8 protein-coding genes and 1 pseudogene are annotated in these 16,136 nt (G+C 72.3%); 3 read left to right on the top strand and 6 right to left on the bottom strand.

Annotated elements, in window-relative coordinates; genetic code table 11:
- Nucleotides 1-93 precede the first annotated feature (93 nt).
- Nucleotides 94-843: an MIP/aquaporin family protein gene (locus AQJ64_RS36410; protein WP_059203339.1), complete on the top strand. Its 750-nt coding sequence runs from the start codon at nucleotides 94-96 to the stop codon at nucleotides 841-843.
- A 32-nt stretch (nucleotides 844-875) separates the two neighbouring features.
- Nucleotides 876-2,396, top strand: a complete 1,521-nt coding sequence (glpK, locus tag AQJ64_RS36405) for a glycerol kinase GlpK (protein WP_055634360.1) — start codon at nucleotides 876-878, stop codon at nucleotides 2,394-2,396.
- Between the two features lie 78 nt (nucleotides 2,397-2,474).
- On the opposite strand, the gene AQJ64_RS36400 is transcribed toward glpK, so the two are convergent.
- From AQJ64_RS36400 to AQJ64_RS36380, 5 genes and pseudogenes are all read right to left on the bottom strand, one after another.
- Nucleotides 2,475-3,080 (bottom strand): GTP-binding protein, encoded by a 606-nt coding sequence (locus tag AQJ64_RS36400; RefSeq protein WP_055634361.1) that lies wholly within the window; start codon nucleotides 3,078-3,080, stop codon nucleotides 2,475-2,477.
- Nucleotides 3,061-6,707: pseudogene (locus tag AQJ64_RS36395) on the bottom strand (hydantoinase B/oxoprolinase family protein). Before AQJ64_RS36395 ends, AQJ64_RS36400 begins: the two are co-directional and overlap by 20 nt.
- Nucleotides 6,708-6,731: 24 nt before the next feature.
- Nucleotides 6,732-7,127, bottom strand: a complete 396-nt coding sequence (locus AQJ64_RS36390) for a DUF742 domain-containing protein (protein WP_055634362.1) — start codon at nucleotides 7,125-7,127, stop codon at nucleotides 6,732-6,734.
- A 9-nt stretch (nucleotides 7,128-7,136) separates the two neighbouring features.
- A complete protein-coding gene (locus AQJ64_RS36385) occupies nucleotides 7,137-7,568 on the bottom strand; it encodes a roadblock/LC7 domain-containing protein (RefSeq protein ID WP_055634363.1) in 432 nt (143 codons plus the stop codon).
- Nucleotides 7,565-10,477: a nitrate- and nitrite sensing domain-containing protein gene (locus AQJ64_RS36380; RefSeq protein WP_059203338.1), complete on the bottom strand. Its 2,913-nt coding sequence runs from the start codon at nucleotides 10,475-10,477 to the stop codon at nucleotides 7,565-7,567. The genes AQJ64_RS36385 and AQJ64_RS36380 overlap by 4 nt, the downstream gene beginning before the upstream one ends.
- A gap of 401 nt (nucleotides 10,478-10,878) precedes the next feature.
- On the opposite strand from AQJ64_RS36380, the gene AQJ64_RS36375 reads away from it, so the two are divergent.
- Nucleotides 10,879-11,355 (top strand): hypothetical protein, encoded by a 477-nt coding sequence (locus tag AQJ64_RS36375; RefSeq protein WP_099054004.1) that lies wholly within the window; start codon nucleotides 10,879-10,881, stop codon nucleotides 11,353-11,355.
- Nucleotides 11,356-11,426: 71 nt separating this feature from the next.
- On the opposite strand, the gene AQJ64_RS36370 is transcribed toward AQJ64_RS36375, so the two are convergent.
- On the bottom strand, nucleotides 11,427-16,067 hold the full coding sequence (locus AQJ64_RS36370) for a hypothetical protein (RefSeq protein WP_055635169.1): 4,641 nt from the start codon (nucleotides 16,065-16,067) through the stop codon (nucleotides 11,427-11,429).
- Nucleotides 16,068-16,136 lie beyond the last annotated feature (69 nt).

The raw sequence follows: 16,136 nt of genomic DNA, 5'->3' as shown, positions 1-16,136 counted from the left end.
GGGAACTCCCTGCCATGGCCGAAGCAGCCACGCGAACCGCACCCTGCACAGTGCACCGGGGCCGATCGCCCCGGGCCGGGCCCAGGAGCCGCCATGAGCAACGGAGACATATTCGTCGGCGAGGTCATCGGTACCGCGATCCTCATCCTGTTCGGCGCGGGGGTCTGCGCCGCCGTCACCCTCAGACATTCCAAGGCGCGGGCGTCGGGGTGGGTGGTGATCGCCTTCGGCTGGGGGTTCGGCGTGCTGGCGGGGGCGTACACGGCCGCGCCGCTGTCGGGCGGGCAGCTCAACCCGGCCGTGACCATCGGGATCGCCGTCGACACGGGCACGTGGGACAAGGTCTGGGTCTATCTGCTGGGGCAGATGGTCGGGGCGATGCTCGGTGCCGTCCTGGCGTATCTGGTGTATCTCGCGCAGTTCCAGGCGAACGTACGGCAGCCGGGCACCGCGGAGGACGCGGCCGAGGAGCCGACGCCGACGCTGGGCATCTTCTCCACGATCCCGGAGATCCGGAATCCCGTCGCCAACCTGATCACGGAGATCATCGCGACGACGGCGCTCGTCCTGCCCATCCTCGCCTTCGGTCTGACGAAGGGTCTGGGCGAGTCGGGCACGCTCGTGCTGATCGTGTCGCTGCTCGTCGTCGGCATCGGGCTGTCGCTGGGCGGGCCGACCGGCTACGCCATCAACCCGGCGCGTGACCTGGGCCCGCGGATCGTGCACACCTTCCTGCCGATCCCGAACAAGGGCACCTCCGACTGGGGTTACGCCTGGATCCCGGTGGTCGGCCCGCTGGTCGGCGGAGCGCTCGCGGGTCTCCTCTACAACCTGGCCTTCTGATCGGACTTCTGAACCCAGCCCAAGGGGTAGCCATGACGGACAACGCCGAGAAGTACGTCGCCGCAATCGACCAGGGCACCACCTCCAGCCGCTGCATCGTCTTCGACCACAGCGGTGCGATCGTCGCCGTCGACCAGCGTGAGCACCGCCAGATCTTCCCCAGGCCCGGGTGGGTGGAGCACGACGCCACCGAGATCTGGTCGAAGGTGCAGGCCGTGGTCGCCGGGGCGATCGCGAAAGCCGGGCTGCGGGCCGACCAGATCAGCGCGCTCGGCATCACCAACCAGCGTGAGACGACCGTGCTGTGGGACCGCGCCACGGGCAAGCCCGTGCACAACGCGATCGTGTGGCAGGACACCCGGACCGCGGCGCTGTGCCACGAACTCGGCGGCCCGGACGGGCAGGACCGGTTCCGGGAGCAGACGGGGCTGCCGCTGGCCAGCTACTTCTCGGGGCCCAAGGCGGCCTGGCTGCTGGACAACGTGCCCGGGCTCAGGGACCGGGCCGAGCGGGGCGAGATCGCCTTCGGCACGATCGACTCCTGGCTGATCTGGAACCTGACCGGCGGCACCGACGGCGGTCGGCACGTGACCGATGTGACCAACGCCGGCCGGACCATGCTGATGAACCTGGAGACCCTTCAGTGGGACACCTCCATTCTGTCGGCGATGAACGTGCCCGAGGCCGTGCTGCCGGAGATCAGGTCCTCGGCCGAGGTGTACGGCACCGCCGTGGGACAGCTGGGCGGGGTGCCGGTCGCCTCGGCGCTGGGCGACCAGCAGGCCGCGGTGTTCGGGCAGGCCTGCTACGACGTGGGGACGGCGAAGAACACGTACGGGACGGGCAGTTTCCTGCTGCTCAACACCGGCACCCGGCCGGTGCCGTCGAAGAGCGGTCTGCTGACGACGATGGGCTACAAGATCGGTGAGGAGGCTCCGGTCTACTGTCTGGAGGGTTCGATCGCGATAACGGGTGCGCTCGTGCAGTGGTTCCGAGACCAGCTGGGCATCATCCGATCGGCTGACGAGATCGAGACGCTGGCGGCGAGCGTCGAGGACAACGGCGGGGCGTACATCGTGCCCGCGTTCTCGGGCCTATTCGCGCCGTACTGGCGTTCGGACGCGCGCGGAGTCGTCACCGGGCTGACCCGCTACGTCACGAAGGCGCATCTCGCGCGGGCGGTGCTGGAGGCGACGAGCTGGCAGACGCGGGAGGTCGTGGACGCCATGTTCCAGGACTCCGGGGTGCAGATCACCACCCTGAAGGTGGACGGCGGCATGACGAAGAACAACCTGCTCATGCAGCATCAGGCGGACGTCCTCGGGGTGCCCGTGATCCGGCCCAGGGTCTCCGAGACGACCTGCCTGGGCGCGGCGTACGCGGCGGGGCTGGCCACCGGGGTGTGGAACGACCTCGACGAACTGAAGGCGCACTGGCAGAAGGACGCCGAGTGGACTCCCGCGATGGAGGCGCCGGTACGGGACCGCGAGTACCACAACTGGCGCAAGGCCGTGGAGAAGAGCCTCGGCTGGGTGGAGGACGGCGAGGGCTAGTACGCGCGTGTGCGTCCCCTGCGAGCCGTGAGACGGCGGCCCGTACCCCGGTCGGCAGGGGTACGGGCCGTGCCGGGCTCAGGTGGTGACGGTCTGACGGCGCTCGGTGCCGTAGTCCATCGCGTGCTGGACGACACCGACCAGGACGTCCCTGACGGAGCGCCGGTCGCGCGCGTCGCACAGGATCACCGGTATGTCGTCGTCGAGGTCGAGGGCCCCGCGCACATCCGCCACGGGGTAACGGTCGGCTCCCTCGAAGCAGTTGACGCCGATGAGGAAGGGGATGTCGCGCCGCTCGAAGTAGTCGACGGCGGCGAAGCAGTCCTCCAGGCGGCGGGTGTCGGCGAGTACGACGGCGCCGAGCGCGCCCTCGGAGAGCTCGTCCCACATGAACCAGAACCGCTCCTGGCCGGGTGTGCCGAACAGGTACAGCACCAGGTCCTCGCGCAGGGTGATGCGTCCGAAGTCCATGGCGACGGTGGTCGTGTGCTTGCGCTCGACGCCGGTGAGATCGTCGATCGGGCGGCCGGCCTCGGTGAGGTACTCCTCGGTGCGCAGTGGCCTGATCTCGCTGACGGCGCCGACGAGGGTGGTCTTGCCCACCCCGAAACCGCCGGCGACCAGGATCTTGAGCGTGACGGGCTCGACCGGGGGCTTGCCGCGCTCAGGACGCCCGAGGATCATCGTTCACTTCTCCTGCTTGATGGTGTGACTGGGGGTGTGGGGCGGTGGGCCGTAGCCCCCGCCGCCGGGGGTCTCGACGACGAGTACGTCACCGGGGCCGACGTCCGTGGAACCGCTCCCGCCGAGCCGGACGACCGTGCCGTCGGCGCGTTCCACCCGGTTGGCACCCAGCGCACCGGGGGCTCCTCCGGCCATACCGTACGGGGGAACCCTGCGGTGTTGGGAGAGGGTGGAGACGGTCATGCGTTCGTGGAAGCGGATCCGGCGGACGGCGCCGTCCCCGCCGTGCCATTGCCCGGCCCCGCCGCTGCCGTACCGCACGGCGAACTCCTCCAGTTGTACCGGAAGCCGCCACTCCAGCACCTCGGGATCGGTCAGCCGGGAGTTGGTCATGTGGGTCTGGACGACGGCGGTGCCGTGGAAGCCGTCGCCGGCGCCGGATCCGGAGGCCACGGTCTCGTAGTACTGGTGGCGCGCGTTGCCGAAGGTGACGTTGTTCATGGTGCCGGAGCCCTCGGCCTGGACGCCCAGGGCCGCGTAGAGGGCACCGGTGATCGCCTGGGACGTCTCCACGTTGCCCGCGACGACGGCGGCGGGCGGTTCGGGGGCGAGCAGGGAGCCGTGCGGCACGACGATCCGAAGGGGGCGCAGGCAGCCGTCGTTGAGGGGGATGTCGTCGGCGACGAGCGTGCGGAAGACGTACAGGACGGCCGCGTTGACGACCGCGTAGGGGGCGTTGAAGTTGGTGGCGAGCTGGGGTGAGGTCCCGGTGAAGTCGACGGTCGCGGAGCGGTTCTCACGGTCCACGCGTACGCGTACCCGGATGACGGCGCCCGAGTCGGTCTCGTAGGCGTACGCGCCGTCGTCGAGGGCGTCGATGACGCGCCGTACCGCTTCCTCGGCGTTGTCCTGGACGTGGCGCATGTAGGCCTGTACGACGTCGAGCCCGAAGTTCTCGATCATGCGGGCGACTTCGTCGACGCCCTTCTGGTTGGCGGCGATCTGGGCACGCAGGTCGGCGAGGTTGGTCGTCGGGTTGCGGGAGGGGTACGCGGCCCCGGTGAGCAGGCGGAGGGTCTCCTCCTCACGGAAGCGTCCGTGCTCGGCGAGAAGCCAGTTGTCGAAGAGGACGCCTTCCTCGTCGATGGTGCGGCTGCCGGCGGGCATGGAGCCGGGGGCGATGCCGCCGATCTCGGCGTGATGGCCGCGGGAGGCCACGTAGAAGAGGATCCCGCGGTCACTCTCCGTGTCCCCGCCGGGTCGGGCGTCGAAGACCGGGGTGATCACGGTGACGTCGGGCAGATGGGTGCCGCCGTGGTACGGGTCGTTGACCGCGTAGGTGTCCCCGGGCCGCATCCCCTCGCCGCGGCGGCGGATGACCTCCTTGACGCTGGTGCCCATCGAGCCCAGGTGGACGGGGATGTGCGGGGCGTTGGCCACCAGGTTTCCGTCCGGGTCGAAGAGGGCGCAGGAGAAATCGAGGCGTTCCTTGATGTTGACGGACTGGGCCGTGGACTCCAGTCGGGCGCCCATCTGCTCGGCGATGGACATGAACAGGTTGTTGAAGACCTCGAGGAGGACCGGATCGACTTGTGTAGCGAGATCGGAACTCTGCGTGACCGCCGTGCGTTCCATGACCAGATGCCCGTCGTGGGTCGCCGCCGCCTCCCAGCCGTCGTCGACCACGGTCGTGGCACTGGCCTCGGTGATGATCGCGGGGCCGGTGACGGACTCGCCGGGAGGAAGGTCCTCCCGGCGGTGCAGGGGTACGTCGCGCCAGGCGCCGCCGGTGTGGAGGCGGACGGTCCGGGGTGTGGCGGTGCGGCCTTCGTACGGGGCGAGGGCGGACAGGTCGGGGGGTGGTGTGATGCCGGTCGCTTCCACGGAGAGCGCTTCGACGACGATCGGGCGGTCGAGCGTGAAGGAGTACGTGGCACGATGACGTTCCTCGAAGGCGTGTGTCATCGCGGCGGGTTCGGTGAGTTCGACGGTGAGGGCCGTGTCGGTGCCGTCGTAGCGCAGCTGTGCGCGGCGGGTGACGCGGACGCGGTCGTCGGGGACGTCCTCGGCGCGCAGTTCGGCGCGGGCCGCCGATTCGAGGTCGTCGGCGGTCTTGCGGATGCGGGGCATCGCGCCGGCTTCGAGCGGGGCCTCGACGGACTGTTCGCGCATGGCGGTGGTGTCGGCGAGGCCGATGCCCAGCGCGGACAGCACACCGGCCATGGGCGGCACCAGGACGGTGCGGATGCCGAGCGAGTCGGCGACCCTGCACGCGTGCTGGCCTCCGGCGCCGCCGAAGGTCGTCAGGGCGTAGCGGGTGACGTCGTGGCCCTTCTGGACGGAGATCCGCTTCACGGCGTTGGCGATGTCGGCCACGGCGATCTGCAGGAAGCCCTCGGCGACCTGTTCGGGGGTGCGGTCGTCCCCGGTCCGCTCGCGGATCTCGCGCGCGAGGGCCCTGAAGAGGTCGCGGACCAGGGCGGCGTCCAGGGGCTGGTCGCCGTCGGGGCCGAACACCTCGGGAAAGTGGGCGGGCTGGATGCGTCCGAGCATCACGTTGGCGTCGGTGACGGCGAGCGGGCCGCCCGCGCGGTAGCAGGCCGGACCCGGGTCCGCTCCGGCCGAGTCCGGTCCCACGCGGTAGCGGGAGCCGTCGAACCGCAGGACGGAACCGCCGCCCGCGGCGACGGTGTGGATGTCCAGCATGGGGGCGCGCAGCCGGACGCCGGCGAGCTGTGCGGTGAAGACGCGCTCGTACTCCCCCGCGAAGTGGGAGACGTCGGTGGAGGTGCCGCCCATGTCGAAGCCGATGACGCGGTCGAAGCCGGCGAGCTGGGACATCCGGGCCATGCCGACGATGCCACCGGCCGGCCCGGACAGGACGGCGTCCTTGCCGCGGAACTGGTGCGCCTCGGCGAGCCCGCCGTTGGACTGCATGAACATCAGCCGGACGTCGCGCAGTTCGTCGGCGACCCGGCGGACGTAACGGCGCAGCACCGGCGACAGGTAGGCGTCGACGACGGTGGTGTCTCCGCGCGGGACGAGTTTCATGAGCGGGCTGACCTCGCTGGACAGCGAGATCTGCGGGAAGCCGATCCGGGCGGCCAGCCGTCCCACGGCCCGCTCGTGCTGCGGGTGGAGATGGCTGTGCATGCAGACGACGGCGACGGCCCTGATCCCGTCGTCGTACGCCTCTCGCAGCGCGCCGGCGAGGGAGTCCAGGTCGGGGGCGCGCAGCACGGTGCCGTCGGCCGCGATGCGCTCGTCCACCTCCACGACCCGCTCGTGGAGCAGTTCGGGGAGCTCGATCCGGCGGGCGAAGATCTGCGGGCGGTTCTGGTAGGCGATCCGCAGGGCGTCGCGGAATCCGCGGGTGATGACGAGCAGGGTGCGTTCGCCCTTGCGTTCCAGCAGGGCGTTGGTGGCGACCGTCGTGCCCATGCGGACAGCCTCGACGGGGTCGCCCGAGTCCGCGAGGAGGGCGCGGACCCCGGCGACGGCCGCGTCGGCGTACCGCGCCGGGTTCTCCGACAGCAGCTTGTGCGTCAGCAGCCGGCCGTCCGGGCGGCGCGCGACGATGTCGGTGAAGGTCCCGCCCCGGTCCACCCAGAACTGCCAGCCGCTCACGTCCTCACCTCGCTTCCGCGCTGCTCACAGCGCTCGGAGGCCGTTGATCACGTCACGCAGAATACTCACGTCCACGAGCTCGGCAGGGGGTACGGGCCGGTTCACATGGACGTACTCCGTGTCCACGAGGTCTCCGACGAGGACCCGTACCACACCGATGGGCAGGTCGAGCCCGGCGGACAGCTCGGCGACCGACTGCGGCGCCTCGCGGCACAGGTCCACGATGTGCACGTGTTCCGGGGACAGCGAGGGGTCCGCTTCCGCTTCGTCCGCGTGGGGCTCGGCGACGACCAGTGCGATCAGATCGAGACGGTGCTGGACCGCACTGGTGGTGCGGCCCCGTGTCATGGCGTAGGGACGGACGACCGGACCGGCTTCGTCGTCGAACCAGTGGCTGCTTCCCTGACCGTCGGTGCTCATGCCATCCCACTACCCGCCCGAGGACAGATCGGTGCGCGGGACGGTGCCCAGATGTACGCCGACCCGCTTGACCAGCAGGGTCATCTCGTAGGCCACCTGTCCCACGTCCGAGTCGGCGTCCGCGAGGACGGCGAGGCAACTGCCGTCCCCGGCGGCGGTGACGAACAGAAAGGCCTCGTCGAGTTCGACGACGGTCTGGCGGACGTCGCCGGCCTCGAAGTGGCGGCCCACGCCCTTGGCGAGGCTGTGGAATCCGGAGGCGACGGCGGCCAGGTGCTCGCTGTCCTCCCGGGTGAGGTCCCTGGACGCCCCGGTCGCCAGACCGTCGCCGGAGAGCACGACGGCCTTGCGGATGCTGGCGACGCGGTCGACGAGTTCGTCGAGGAGCCAGTTCAGTTCGCCGTTGTTGCTCATGTGGCCGGTCGCCTGCGGTGCGGTCATCGACCGTCCCCCTTTGTCGTTCGTTGTGGTGCTGTGCCGCTGTGGGTCTCGTCGCCCGCGGCGTTCTCTGCGCGTCCGCGCTGCCAGCCGCGCTGGAGCGAGGCCATCCGGCTGCGTACCTCGTCGGCGTCCCGGTCCTCCGGGTCGGACCGGTTCGCCGAGCGCGGCGCGGGTCCCTGCCTCAGTTGCGGGGCGAGATTCGCCTGCCGTACCCGGCGGGGCAGCGCCGCGGGCGCGGAGCCGGTGTCATGAGGCCGGTTGCCGAGGGTGCGGTCCTGCGGACCGTTTTCCAGCGTGCGCTCCACCGGGCCACCCGTGCCACTCAGGCGCGGGTCGGACATCTGGTGCCCGCGTGCGGCCGGGCCGTCCTGGTCGCCGGACGTGGCCTGGCGGGTGCGCTGCGGGAGGGCGGGGGGCTGCGACGGGTCTTCGGTGCCGCGTCCGGGGCGGGTCGGCAGCGCGGGGGGCTCGGTCGCGCCGGTGCTCCGCGGGATCTGCGCCCCGCTGCCCCGGCGGCGCGAGGGCAGCGGCGCAGGCCCGTCGGTGTCCGCGCGATGCGCCGGGGTGCGGTGGGCGGATTCCTCGTCCGTCACCGGGTGCGGGGAGCGCGGGTCGCCGACCGGGCGGCCGTGCGAGCTGACCAGCTTGGGCGTACGGCGGTCGGGCAGCGGCAGGAGGGCGGCCGGGGCGCCGGCGCCGTGGTCCGGCTCGCGGGTCTCGGGCAGCCTGCGGTGCTGGTCGACGGGGGTGACGGCCGGTTCGTCCTCGGGGCGGGTCAGGGAGCGGCGCGGGCGGAACAGGACGCCGTTGTCGTCCTCGTCGTCCAGCGCGGGCGGGAAGCCGCCGAGGGCGTCGAGGCCGACGGGGGCCTCCAGCTCGACCGGGCCGTCCAGCACGGGCAGGCCGGGGATCTGAGCCGACGGGGAGAGCTCGGGCCGGTGGGTCTCGGTGGACTCGGCGGCCTTCGGGGCGCGGGGACGGTCGAGGCGGAAGCCGATGCCGTTGGTGTCGGGGACGTCGTCGGTCAGCAGGGCGTCGGGGATGAACACGACGGCGGTCGTCCCGCCGTAGGGAGAGGGCTGGAGGGAGACGCGGACGTTCTGGCGCTGGGCGAGGCGGCTGACGACGAACAGTCCGAGGCGGTCGGTGTCGGACAGCTCGAACTCCGGGGTCTCCGCGAGGCGGAGGTTGGCCTCCAGGAGCGCTTCGGGTGCCATGCCGAGGCCCCGGTCGTGGATCTCCAGGGTGAACCCGTTGGCGACCCGCTCGCCCAGGACCTGGACGGCGGTGTGCGGCGGGGAGAACACCGTGGCGTTCTCGAGGAGTTCGGCGACGAGGTGGGTGAGGTCGGCGACGGCGGGGCCGGTGACGGCCAGGCGCGGCAGACGGCGGACCTCGATGCGCTCGTAGTCCTCGACCTCGGCGACGGCGGCGCGCACGATGTCCATGAGCTGGACGGGTTTGCGCCACTGCCGGGAGGGGGCCGCGCCGGAAAGGATCACCAGACCCTCGGCGTGGCGGCGCATCCGGGTGGTGAGGTGATCGAGCCGGAAGAGGTCGGCGAGTTCCTCGGCGTCCTCGGTGCGGCGCTCCATGGTGTCGAGCAGGGTGAGCTGCTTGTGCAGGAGGACCTGGCTGCGGCGGGCGAGGTTGACGAAGACCTCGGAGACGCCGGCGCGCAGTTCGGCCTGTTTCACGGCGGCCTCGACGGCCGCGCGCTGGAGGGTGTTGAGGGCCCGGCCGACCTCGCCCATCTCGTTCTTGTCGTACTCCAGCAGCGGCACCTCGGTCTCCACGTCGACCTGTTCGCCCGCGGAGAGTCTGCGCATGACACTGGGCAGCCGCACGCCGGACGCCTCGTGGGCCTCCAGCCGGAGCTGGCGCAGGTCGCGGATGAGGCCGCGGCCGATGCGCACGGACAGCACGAGGGAGACGATCAGGGCGACGAGTCCGAAGACACCTGCGAAGGCCGCCTTGACGATGACCTCGATCGCGACCGGCCGGACACGGTCCTGGTAGCGGTCGTTGGCCTGTTCGTCCAGGGTGCCCAGCTCTTGGAGGACGTCTCCGGCCGCCGTGTCCCAGTTCCTGGCGGTGACGCCCTTGGGCAGGTCGCCGGCACCGGAGGTGACGACGGCCTGCTCGGCGGTGCGCAGGGGGGCGGTGGTGGCGTTCTTCCAGAAGCTCTCGTAGCGCTCGCGTTCCGCGGTGGGCAGCTGGGCGAGGCTGATGTCGTAGACGACGTCACGCTGGGAGCGGAAGTCGGAGACGTCGCGGATCTCCTCGCGGGTGAGCCGGCCGACGACCAGGGCGGAGCCGAGCAGGGCGTCCTCCCGGGAGAGCAGCTCGCGGGCGAGGGCGACGCTGACGAGTGCCCGGTACTGCTTGTCCATCTCCACGCTGTCGACCACGTCCAGCTTGGCCAGCAGGGCGTAGCAGGGGTCGATGAGCTGGTTGTAGAGGTCCAGCGCCTGGGCCCGGGTGACGGTGCCCTCCTCGACGCTGCCGCGCAGGGAGTCGATCCCGTCGAAGGCGTCGATCACCGCGGTCAGGCCTTCGGTGTCGTCCTGGTCCAGGACGTCACGGACATCGGAGTCCTGGGCGTTGCGACGGATCTCGGCGAGCGCCTCGTCCGTGGCGGTCCTGGTGCGGCGGAGCGCGGAGAGCGCGTCGGAGGCGCGCGGGTCGGCGAGGTAGACGAGGGTCTGGCGGCGTTCCTGCTGAACGACGCGGACCGTGTCCTCGATCGGGTAGCCGACGTTCTCCACGAGGGACGACACGGTGAACAGCCGGTTCGCCTCACGGCCCGTCAGTACCGTGGCGAAGCCCCAGATCGCGGTCAGGGACACCAGCGGCACGAGAAGCAGCGCCACGATCTTCCGGCGGATCGACTTCCCGCGAAAGCGCATGGCCTCCCCCAGCTCGAACCCCCTCCGTCAGGGGGTACGCATGTGCGTCAACAAACGGCGCGAGCCTACTACCGACGCACAGTTAACTCGAAGAGCGGTCCGGAAGCCGAACTTCCGCACGGGAGCCCGGACATGGGGAATTGTCCGGGCAATACGGCGGATTGCGACCCCGAAACCCGCCTCTACAAGAAGACCGGATCTGATCGGCCGCGTCGGCGACTTGGCCAGAATTTTTCGGAACTTGGGAATCTTCACGGCTTCTCGCGCGTCTTCATCATTGGGAATCGGGGGCGAAATCGGCCACAGGAGCCGCAGGCCGTCCCCCGGCGGCGTAAAACAGAGCAAGCCGGGCAGCCACTGGGGAGTCGGGTCTTCGACCCGGAGGTGGCGGTCTGCCGGCGGTGGGGAGTGACACGGTGATGGGCACGGCGGAGCGGAGCAGAGCGTCCGAAGAGGGTGCGACGACCACGACACAGGAGCGGTTGCCCTACCGGCCGTTGTGGGTCGAGGAGCCCGCGCGGCGGCGTCGACTGCCGGACCCGGTGCGGACGGCGGCCGTGCGAGCGGTCCTGATCATCTCCCTGACGCTGCTTCAGGCGATGGTGGCGTTCCTGTGCACCCTCGCCGAGTCCTGGCTGGCCTTCCCGATGGTGATCAGCAGTGTGGTCAGCACCGTGGTGGCCACCTGGTCGGTGCTGGACGTCTGGGTGACCCGCCAGGTGTGGAACCAGCGCAACGGCGTGGTGTCGGCGCCCAACAGCACGGCCCGTTCGCTGCGCCGTGAGCGCCGCCGGGTGCGGCGTCAGGCCCGGGCCGCGGAGCGGGCGCAGGAGCGGATACGCCGTCAGGGCGGCACCGGGCAGCTGTCGCACCCCTGAGGGCGCGTCGGCCGCGGACAGCACTGCGCGGTCGGTCCCGAGGGCCTCGGCGAGCCGAGGCCCTGCGCGTCCTACGGCGCGCTGGTGGCCGCGCGCCTGTACATCCGGGTCGCCGTGATCTCGCTGTGCACCGCCTCACCCGCCTGGGGCGGCTGGGGCAGGCCCGGGCGAAGGTGCTCCTCGACACTGATGTACTTCAGGCCGGCTCTGAGGTCGGCGTCGTTGCGCAGCCGGATGACGAGCGGGAACTCGGCCAGCGCCGTCGTGTCGAACAGGCCTGTGGTGTACAGCAGCTGGACTCCGAGCGCGTCCGACACCGCCCGCTGGAGTTCCAGCAGGTAGGTCGCGTTCGCCCGGCCGATGGGGTTGTCGAGGAACAGCGTGCCGGCGTGCCGGTGCTTGTCCCGGCCCCGGTCGTTGGAGCGCAGGGCCGCCATCGTGCAGTACAGGGCGATGGCGGCGGTCAGCAGCTGGCCGCCGGAGAACACGTCGCCCATCTGCCCGACGGGGACCCGCTCGGCGCGCAGCACGGCGTCCGGCTTGAGGATCTCGACCGCGACGCCCTTGGGCTGGAGAGCGGCGCCCACGCCCCGCAGCAGCAGTGACATGCCGTCACGCCGCAGGTCGGAGTTCTTCTTGACGGCCGCGCGGGTCGCCTCGTCGATGACCTCGCCGAGCCGCTCGATGAGGGAGGCCTGGTCGGGCTCCTCGAAGCGGATGCGCAGGAACTCCTGGCCGGACCACTCCCCCAGCCCCTCGGGCAGGCGCGAAAGCCGCTGGGCGGAGCGGAGGGTGGCGAGCGCCGACTCGACGAGTCCGCGCAGCCGGTCCACGATCGAGTCCCGGTTGCGTTCCAGCTGCTCCAACTCGTCGGTGAGCACCCGCAGTCGGGGGGCGAAGGCGTCCGCCCACCTCTGGGCGTGCTCGGGCAGCGCGGAGGCGGGCAGTTCGCGGATCTGCTGCCGGGCGGGCGTACGGACCTGCTCGTAGCGTGTGGAGTTGGCGTGCCGGACGAGCACGTCGCCGGCCTCGCGCACGGCGGACTCTGCGGCGGAGAGGTCGGCGGCGCAGCCGCGCAGCGAGCGGCGGGTCTCGGCGGCCGACTGGCGGGCCTCCTCCAGCGTCCCGGGATAGGGCTCCGGGGTCTCCTGCTCCTCCTCGGAGTGCTCACGGGTCTGCTCACGCATCAGGTCGCGGAGCATCGCGGCGATCTCGTCGAAGCCGCCGGCCGCGTCCTCGGCGGCCCGGTGCGCGTCGAGCAGTTCGGCGTGCGCCTCCCGGGCCTGCGCCAACGCCTCGGTGCGGGAGGCGAGTTCGGCCGTCGCGGTGCGCAGCAGTGCCTGGGCGTGTTCGGCGTCGCGCGGCCGGAGTTCCTCGGACAGCTCGGTGTGGGCCTCGCCGTCCTCGGGGGCGTGCCGTTCGGCCTCACCGCGCAGCCGCCCGAGCTGCTCGCTCGCGGTGGACACACGGGTCTCCAGGAGCTGGACGAGCTCCTCGGCCCGGGCGGCGGCGGCCTGCCGGGACGGTCCGTCGGAACCGTCGGGCGACTGGAGCAGCTGCTCGGCACGGGTACGCACCTTGTTGCTCAGCCGGTCCAGTTCGGCGCGGGCGGCGCTCTCGTCGCTCTCCGCGCGCGCCTGCTCGGCCCGCAGGTCGGCGCCGACGCCGACCTTCTCGTAGACCTGGGAGGCGGCCCGGTAGGCCTCGCGCAGGGCCGGCAGGGAGGACTTGGGCCCGTCGGCGTCGTCCTCCGGTACGTCGTCGGGGGCGCCGGCGATCTCGGCCCGCTCGGCGCGCAGCGCACGCGCGGTGCGGCGGGCGTCGTCCGCGGCGCGCTGGGCGGCACGGCGGTCCTCGTCGGCGGCGCGGGCGCGTTCCAGGCAGGCCTGGGCACGGGCCTCCGACTCGGTGGCCTCGTCGGCGAGTTCACGCAGCTTGACCTGCCAGCCGGCGCGCTCACGCAGCCGGAAGGCGAGCCCCGCGAGGGCGTCGGCGGCGCGCCGGGCCTTCTGGGCGGCTTCCTGCTTCTCGTCACGGACCTGGGCGGCCTCGGCGGCCGCCTCCTCCGCCTCGGCGCGCACGGCGCGGGCCTCGCCGAGTTCGGCCTCGGACTCCTCGGCGAAGACGCGCGCGTCGGCGGCGGCCCGGTCGAGTTCGGTGAGCCGTCCCGCGGGACAGCCGGTGCGCCAGGAGGCCAGGCGGGCCGACAGTTCCCGGTCCTTGCCGAGCCGTGCGGCGAGCCGGCGGATGTCCTCGTCCCGCTCGGTGGCCCGGGCGCGCAGCGCCTGGCGTTCCTCGTCGGCGGCGTGCTCGTCGTGCATGGCCGGGTTCGGCGGGACGAGGAAGACGTCACCGCTGTGCGCGTCGGCTGCCGGGGTCGGTGCGAGCAGGGCGGCGGCCGTGCCGACGGCGACGGCGGAGCGCGGCAGCAGCGCGGCGTCGCTGAGGGCGTCCCGCGCGCGGGCGTGCGAGGCGGGGTCGGTGATGATCACGCCGTCGACCAGTTCGGGGCGGGCGGCGAGCACGCGCGCGTGGTCGGCGGGGTCGACGGCCTGAGCGAGGTAGCGCCAGCCGGGCAGTGCCGGGATGCCGTGCTCGCCGAGGAACTCGACGGTGGCCAGCACATCGGGGCCGGGCGGCAGCAGCCCGCCGTCGCCGAGCGCGCCGAGGATGCGGGAGTCGTCGGCCGCGGCGGTGCGCAGGTCGAAGAGCTGCCGTTCGGCGGAGGAGACGGCGTCGTCGAGCAGCCCGCGCAGGTCGTCGGCGCAGCGGTCGAGGTCCTCGGGGGTGAGGGGGGCGCCGTCGTCCGCGGCCGTGTCCTCGTCCGTGTCCTGCCGGGGCTGCGGAACGGGTCCGCGTGCGGTGCCGCCGGTCAGGCCGAGCAGCTCGGCGAGCCGTCCCTCGGCTGCCAGGGTCTCGGCGAGCCGGCGCTCGGCCTCGTACGAGCGGTGCGCCGCCGCGGCGGCGTCCGCCGCGCGGGCCGCGGTCAGCTCCGCGCGGGACTCGGCGGAGGCGGCCTCGCGCGCGTGCTCGCCGGCCCGCCGGGAGGCCTCCCGGACGGTATCCCAGGCGGCCACGGCGGTCTTCTCGGCGTCGCTGGCGGCGAGGGCCGCGCGGGCGGGGTCGGCGTCGGGCGCGCTGTCGTCCAGCCAGCCGGCGCGGACGGCCTCGGCGGTCTCCTGTTCGACCTCGGCGAGTCGCTGGCGCAGATGCCCGATCTCGCTGCGGGCGCGCTGTGCCTCGGTCGCGGCGGAGGTGGCGTCCCGGTGGGCGGTCTCGCCGACCTCCTGGAGGGCGGCCGAGCGTTCCTCCCCCTCGTTGGCGAGGGTCTCGGCGCTCTCGGCGGCCGCGTGCAGGGCGCGTACGAGGTCGACGGCGGCCTTGGCGCGGGCGGCGAGGGCCGGGGCGGCGTCGCGCTCGGCCTCCTGGATCGCGGCGGACACGCGCGCGACGCGGTCCGCGGCGGCACGGTGGCGCAGGACGGCCTCGGCGGCCTGCCAGGCGGAGTGCAGGGTACGCGCGTCGGCGAGTTCGCGTTTCTGGGCGGCGGCGGACTTCTCGGCGGCGGCGAGTGCCAGCGAGGCGTGGCGGAAGGCGAGTTCGGCGGCGATCAGCGCGCTGCGCCCACGTCCCCCCTCGGAGTGCGTGACGGCGTAGGCGGCGGCCGTGACCCGCTGGGCGAGGTCGGCGGCCCGCATCCGCTCCTGCACGCCCCGGGCGGACAGCCGGCGCGCCAGGGTGCGGGTACGGCGCTCGGCGCCGGTGTGGATGTCCCGCGCGCGTGAGCGGCCTTCTGCGGACTCCACGATCCGGCCGAGCAAATCCACCGAGCCGGCGGTGAAGTCCCGTTCGGCGATCAGTTCGGCGCGTCGGCCGAGCTTGTTGCCGAAGCCGCTGACGAGGTCGGCGAGTCCGTCGGTGTCGCGGGTGTCCGTGACGGCCCGCAGCAGCAGATCGGTGAAGTCGGCGTCCTTCTTGACGGCGAAGAGTCCGGCGGCCTCGCCCTCGTCGGCGTTCATCTCCCGCTGGTAGCGGAAGAGTTCGGGGTCGAGGCCGAGTTCGGTGAGGTGTTCGACCCACCGGTCGTGGATCTCCTCCCAGTGCACCTCCAGGTGCGGGTACGCCTTGCCCGACTCGGTGAGGGCGTCCCGGAACCCCTTCATGGTGCGCCGTCGCCCCTGGGCCCCGGAGGCGCCCTCGACGGGCGGGCGTACGGCGGTGGACTCGGCGACGGGAAGACTGTCCAGGCTGAGCCCGGGGCCGGGCCGGAAGGAGTACCAGGCCTCGGCGAACTTCCGCGGGTCGTTGGAGACCTGCCGTCCCCGCCACTCGCTCGCCTTGCCGACGACGACGCACTCGCCGGTCAGGACGTGCTGCCACTCCAGGGCCACGTGCCCGCAGTCGTCGGCGAGCAGGAACTTGCGCAGCACGCCGGAGCTGGCGCCGCCGAGGGTGTTGCGGTGGCCCGGCAGCATCACCGAGAAGATCAGTTTGAGCAGGACGGACTTGCCGCCGCCGTTCTCCAGGAAGAGCACACCGGCGGGCGCCGGCCGGCGCGGCGGGCCGACGGGCTCCTCCTCGAAGAACTCCGCCTGCGTGGGGGCGGGGTCGGGCACGACATCACCGACGCCCCGCAGGTCAAGCACGGTGTCGGCGTAGCGCGCACCGGCGGGCCCGATGGAGTAGAGGCGGACCCGGGACAGCTCGTACATGGCGGACTCTCGTAAGTCTTCGGCAGTTCAGGGGGTTCGGGGGGCTGCGGGCGGCCGTCAGGCGGGCGG

Source organism: Streptomyces griseoruber (assembly GCF_001514205.1).
Lineage (GTDB): Bacteria > Actinomycetota > Actinomycetes > Streptomycetales > Streptomycetaceae > Streptomyces > Streptomyces griseoruber.
Note: the sequence above shows the minus strand (reverse complement) of the source record. Positions and strands in the feature narration are given on the sequence as shown.

Coding starts and splice junctions, on each gene's coding strand:
- AQJ64_RS36385 (WP_055634363.1), bottom strand. CDS start 7,568: ATGACCGCACCGCAGGCGACCGGCCACATGAGCAACAACGGCGAACTG.
- AQJ64_RS36390 (WP_055634362.1), bottom strand. CDS start 7,127: ATGAGCACCGACGGTCAGGGAAGCAGCCACTGGTTCGACGACGAAGCC.
- AQJ64_RS36380 (WP_059203338.1), bottom strand. CDS start 10,477: ATGCGCTTTCGCGGGAAGTCGATCCGCCGGAAGATCGTGGCGCTGCTT.
- AQJ64_RS36400 (WP_055634361.1), bottom strand. CDS start 3,080: ATGATCCTCGGGCGTCCTGAGCGCGGCAAGCCCCCGGTCGAGCCCGTC.
- AQJ64_RS36370 (WP_055635169.1), bottom strand. CDS start 16,067: ATGTACGAGCTGTCCCGGGTCCGCCTCTACTCCATCGGGCCCGCCGGT.
- AQJ64_RS36410 (WP_059203339.1), top strand. CDS start 94: ATGAGCAACGGAGACATATTCGTCGGCGAGGTCATCGGTACCGCGATC.
- glpK (WP_055634360.1), top strand. CDS start 876: ATGACGGACAACGCCGAGAAGTACGTCGCCGCAATCGACCAGGGCACC.